Here is a 3,826-nt window from a genome sequence, read left to right as displayed (position 1 = left end):
CGTCACCGCGTCGTAGCCGCGAAGCTCCTGCACCTTCTGGATGTCGATGCCGTATTCCTCCTGGCCGAGCGTGAAGGAAAGGAATTCCAGCGGCCGCGCCGGCCGCGAAGGCGGGGTGTTGCGGTTGTCCGGATGGGACTTGGATGTGTTTGCGCTCATCGGGAAATCTGTGGTGGTTGTCACTGGGGGTTCAAAACTCGGTCCAGTCGCCGCCCGCGGTGGCCAGTTGCGGGGCGTCCTGGGTCTTCCTGGCTGGCGCGGGGCGCCGGAGCCTGGGGGAAAGGGTGTCGGGCTGCGGTGGCTTGGCCAACGCGGTGGCGGGGCGGCGCGCATTCGCCAGCGCCACGGCCGTGGCCGCGCCGCCTTCGATGCGGAACACGCCGACCGACGACTGCAGCTTCGCGGCCTGTTCCTGCATCGACTGCGCCGCGGCCGCGGCCTCTTCGACCAGCGCCGCGTTCTGCTGCGTCACCTGGTCCATCTGCGCGATCGCCTGGTTCACCTGCTCGATGCCCGTGCTCTGCTCCTGGCTCGCCGCGGTGATCTCGCCCATGATGTCGGTCACGCGCTTGACGCTGTCGACGATCTCTTCCATCGTGCGGCCCGCTTCGGCCACCTGTCGGCTGCCGGCCTCGACCTTGCCGACCGAGTCGTCGATCAGGCCCTTGATCTCCTTGGCCGCTGCGCCCGAGCGCTGCGCCAGGCTGCGCACTTCCGATGCCACCACGGCGAAGCCGCGGCCCTGTTCACCGGCCCGAGCCGCTTCGACCGCTGCATTGAGCGCGAGGATGTTGGTCTGGAACGCAATCCCGTCGATCACGCCGATGATGTCGACGATCTTGCGCGACGAGGCATTGATCGAGGCCATGGTGTCGACCACCTGGCCGACCACACCGCCGCCCTTGACGGCCACCTCCGAGGCCGACAGCGCGAGCTGGTTGGCCTGGCGGGCGTTGTCGGCGTTCTGCTTGACGGTCGAGGTCAGCTCTTCCATCGAGGCCGCCGTCTGCTCGAGCGAGCTCGCCTGCTCCTCGGTGCGCGAAGAGAGATCCTGGTTGCCTGCGGCGATCTGGCCCGAGGCGGTCGCGATGGCATTGGTGCCCTGGCGAACTTCGCTCACCACCTTGGCAAGGCTGTCGCGCATGCCGCGGATGGCATGCAGCAGGCTCGCCTGGTCGCCGCGTCGCAGATCGATGCGCACCGCCAGGTCGCCCTCGGCGATGCGGCGCGCGATGTAGGCCGTGGCCGTGGGTTCGCCGCCGAGCTGGCGCAGCAGGCCGCGCGAGATCGCCCAGCCCAGGGCCAGGAGCGCCGCGCCGAGCACCAGCGCGCCGATCGACAGGCTGAGCGCCCGGTCCATGATGGTGGCCTGCACCGTGTCGACATACACGCCCGAGCCGACGATCCAGCCCCAGGGTGCGAAGCCCTTCACGTACGAAACCTTCGGCACGGGCTGGTCGCTGCCGGGCTTGGCCCAGCGGTACGCCACGAAACCCGCGCCCTCGGCTTTCACGATGTCGACGAAGGCGACGAACAGCGGCTTGCCGGTCGCGTCCTTGTTGGCCGAGAGATCCTGGCCTTCGAGCTTCGGGCTGATCGGATGCATGACCATGCGCGGCTGCATGTCGTTGATCCAGAAATACTCGCTGCCGCTGTAGCGCAGTCCGCGCAGGGCCTGCATCGCCTGTTCCTTGGCCTGCGCCTCGGTCAACGTGCCCTTGGCCTCGAGGGACTGGTAGTGCGCCAGCAGGCCGTGCGCGCTTTCCACCACCTGGCGCACGCCCGCCTGGCGCTCCGCCAGGATGAGCCGGCGCTCGGAAAACAGGAAAAGCGCGGTCAGCGCGGCCACGCCCAGAATGGCGCTGGCGGTGAGCAAGCCAAGCTTCTGGCCGACGCTCAGCGCGCGGAAACTCAAACGGTCGAACATTCGGCTCTCTTCCTCAGTTGGTCTTTCTGCGGTGCTGTCGATGGTGTTATCGGCAACTTCGCGCGAGACTTGAGGCCCTCGGTTCAAAATTCCGTCCAATCGCCTGTGGCGGGGGTCGCGGCCGCCAGCCGCGGCGCCGACGCCCTCGGAGCGCCCGCGAGGCGCGCAGAGGCCCTGGGCGCAGCCGGCGGCGCCTTCGCCGCTGCTGTTGCTGTTGCCGCCGCCCCATCGAGCCGGAACACGCTCACCGCATCGACCAGGCTGGCGGCCTGCTCCTGCATCGACTGCGCCGCAGCCGCGGCCTCTTCGACCAGCGCCGCGTTCTGCTGCGTCACCTGGTCCATCTGCGCGATCGCCTGGTTCACCTGCTCGATGCCCGTGCTCTGCTCCTGGCTCGCCGCGGTGATCTCGCCGATGATGTCGGTCACGCGACGGACGCTGCCGACGATCTCTTCCATCGTCTTGCCGGCCTCGCCCACGAGCATGCTGCCCCGGTCGACCTTGCCGACCGAGTCGTCGATCAGGCCCTTGATCTCCTTGGCGGCCGCGCCCGAGCGCTGCGCCAGGCTGCGCACTTCCGAAGCCACCACGGCGAAGCCGCGGCCCTGCTCACCGGCGCGCGCCGCTTCGACAGCCGCATTGAGCGCGAGGATGTTGGTCTGGAACGCGATGCCGTCGATCACGCCGATGATGTCGACGATCTTCCTCGACGAGGCATTGATCGAGGCCATGGTGTCGACCACCTGGCCGACCACATTGCCGCCCTTCACCGCCACTTCCGAGGCCGAGAGCGCGAGCTGGTTGGCCTGGCGAGCGTTGTCGGCGTTCTGCTTGACGGTCGAGGTCAGCTCTTCCATCGAGGCCGCCGTCTGCTCGAGCGAGCTCGCCTGTTCCTCGGTGCGCGACGAGAGATCCTGGTTGCCCGCGGCGATCTGGCCCGAAGCGGTCGCGATGGCATTGGTGCCCTGGCGCACGCCGCCAACCACCTTCGCGAGGCTTGCGTTCATGTTCTGGAGGGCCTGCATGAGCAGGCCGACCTCGTCGCGTGTCGACGATTCGATGCGGCTCGTGAGGTCGCCGCCGGCCACGGTCTGCGCCACCCGCACGGCTTCGTTCAGCGGGCGCGTGATGCTGCGCGTCAGCAGCCATGCGAGCGCCGCACCGAGCACCAGCGCGATGACGCCCAGCGCTATGACGTTCGTGCGCCCCACGCGGTTGAGCGCATGCACCGCCTCGGCTGCTTCGTCGATCCGGTCGGCCTGGTGCGTCAGCATGTTGCGGATGCTGGTGTCGTACACGTCGAGCATCGGCACCAGCTTCTCGTTGGTGAGCACTGCCGCTTCGTCTTGCCGTCCTTCGGCCTTGAGCTTGACAATGGCGTTGCGCAAGGTGATGTACTGGGTGCGCTTGGCCTTGATGTCGGCGCTGAGCGCCTGCTCTTCGGGCGAATCGAGCAGCGCCTCGAGCTTGGCCTGTGTTTCGGAGATGCTGGCGCTGGTCTTGGCCATGTGCTTCTGCAGGTAGTCCTGCACTTCGGCATCGTTGCTCTTGACGAGCGCGAAGGTGCGTACGCTGTTGTTGCTGGTGTTCAGCAGCCAGTTGGCCGCCAGGCGCTCCTTGGCGAGCGAGCGCTCGACCATCTGCTGCACCGCGTCGCCCACGCCTTGCAGACGGAACACACCGATCGCCGCGATGCAGGCCATGAGGCCCAGCACCAATGCGAACCCGATGCCGAGACGTGTGCCGATTTTCAGGTTCTTCATGTCGGTTGCTCCATTCGTGCGGCCGTCAGGCCGCGATTCTTTCGACCAGGCCCATCTCTTCGCTCGACATCAGCCGATCGATGTCCACCAGGATCAGCATCCGCTCGTCGAGCGTGCCCAGCCCGATCAGGTAGTC

The 3,826-nt window shown here is 67.6% G+C and carries 2 protein-coding genes and 2 pseudogenes; all 4 read right to left on the bottom strand.

Annotation, left to right across the window (positions count from 1 at the left end; translation table 11 throughout):
* Positions 1–159, bottom strand: a pseudogene (locus AC3A6J_RS27905) (chemotaxis protein CheW); the annotation flags it as partial.
* A gap of 31 nt (positions 160–190) precedes the next feature.
* A complete protein-coding gene (locus AC3A6J_RS27900) occupies positions 191–1,927 on the bottom strand; it encodes a methyl-accepting chemotaxis protein (RefSeq protein WP_487863256.1) in 1,737 nt (578 codons plus the stop codon).
* 83 nt (positions 1,928–2,010) lie between these two features.
* Positions 2,011–3,690, bottom strand: coding sequence for a methyl-accepting chemotaxis protein (locus AC3A6J_RS27895; RefSeq protein ID WP_487863255.1), 1,680 nt, complete (start codon positions 3,688–3,690; stop codon positions 2,011–2,013).
* A gap of 25 nt (positions 3,691–3,715) precedes the next feature.
* Positions 3,716–3,826, bottom strand: a pseudogene (locus AC3A6J_RS27890) (chemotaxis protein CheW); the annotation flags it as partial.

This window comes from Variovorax sp. Soil_C_39, from assembly GCF_057656815.1.
The sequence above is the reverse complement of the archived record's forward strand: the minus strand, read 5'-3'. Positions and strand labels throughout refer to the sequence as shown.

Coding starts and splice junctions, on each gene's coding strand:
- AC3A6J_RS27895 (WP_487863255.1), bottom strand. CDS start 3,690: ATGAAGAACCTGAAAATCGGCACACGTCTCGGCATCGGGTTCGCATTG.
- AC3A6J_RS27900 (WP_487863256.1), bottom strand. CDS start 1,927: ATGTTCGACCGTTTGAGTTTCCGCGCGCTGAGCGTCGGCCAGAAGCTT.